General features: G+C 32.8%; 2 protein-coding genes. Both read right to left on the reverse strand.

The window, feature by feature from the left end; all coding sequences use genetic code 11:
• Positions 1–300 precede the first annotated feature (300 nt).
• Positions 301–603: a hypothetical protein gene (locus tag OIF36_00045; protein MCV6598861.1), complete on the reverse strand. Its 303-nt coding sequence runs from the start codon at positions 601–603 to the stop codon at positions 301–303.
• A gap of 99 nt (positions 604–702) precedes the next feature.
• Complete coding sequence (locus OIF36_00050) at positions 703–1,125, reverse strand: hypothetical protein (GenBank protein MCV6598862.1); 423 nt, start codon at positions 1,123–1,125, stop codon at positions 703–705.
• Between the last annotated feature and the right edge of the window lie 94 nt (positions 1,126–1,219).

The following is a 1,219-nucleotide window of genomic DNA, read 5'->3' on the forward strand; positions in this document are numbered from 1 at the left end:
AACGCGCTGAGCACATGCCGCCCGCATGGCACAGCGCGCTGCGCACACAGTGCCAAAAAGGCGACCAGGGCCCAGCCCCCCCCCCACACCCCAGAATGCTAAGCAAGCTTAGTAAAAAGCAACTCCAGCTGTAGCCTGATGGCTAGCTTTCGTGATGTCAGAACAAATATCAGCATTTTTCAAGTCCAATGATATAACAGTATAGCCAAAGTTTTTCGCCACACGACCGACACTGCCTGTCCCTGAAAATAACTCCAATAATAACATAATAATATAATTTCGAAAAAATATTATTATGAATTAAACATATCTTTCAGCATCTTCGTCAAAGTTTATCTCATAGAAATTTAATGTCTCTTGTCGTGGTTGCCGTATCTCTTTGTTGTTCAATTTTGTAAGATACACTTGCTTTTTGTTTTTATATTCTGCACTGCCTTTTTCAACATAACCACCGCCTTGCTTTTTAGTTTCATTTGCTTTACTTAATTTTTCCAACAACTCTAAAATCAGTTTAACATTTTTATTGCATCTATTCAACTTGTTAGTAATTTCATCTAACTTCTCTAAATTGGTGTCGCTCACATTTTCATTGTCTAAACTCATGATATATATAATAAAACTAGATATTTTTTAAAAGTTTTAGAAAAAGTTTTATTTGAAATTATGTTAAAATATCTCTTTAAATAGTTTAAAATGCACTTTTCAATCCATGTCTTCCATCCATGATGATGATTTATTTCTGGGAGTGCTCATAACATCCTTAATCATTTCATTTCTACTTTTATCTTCATCACTTGGTGGTGTTGTAATTCTGTTAAAGGAAAAAGATACTGAATGGTCTTCACAATCTAGTTTTATCTCTCCTTGGTCATCTCTTGATACATTAACTGTTTTATCGTTTCTACTTATCTTGAATGAGCACGGATTACAAGAACATTTGATGCCTTTAGGATTGATTTCAATTTCATTTCTTAATTGTATCTTTCCATTACATAATGGACAATCTATTATAATAAATTTACTTGTTAATCTTTGTTCTTTAGTGAGTGTGATTGTTTTAGGTTCATCATCGCTCAATACATCTTCTTCAGGAATGGGTTTTTTATTGCTTCTTTTTGGTGGCATTTATATTTACTTTTAGATAATTTAAACTTAATTTCAATAGTTCTAATGTAGCATAGCAACAGGTTTTAATTTTACTATCTTTAACTACTGGAAA

Source organism: Alphaproteobacteria bacterium (genome assembly GCA_025800285.1).
Taxonomy (GTDB): domain Bacteria; phylum Pseudomonadota; class Alphaproteobacteria; order JAOXRX01; family JAOXRX01; genus JAOXRX01.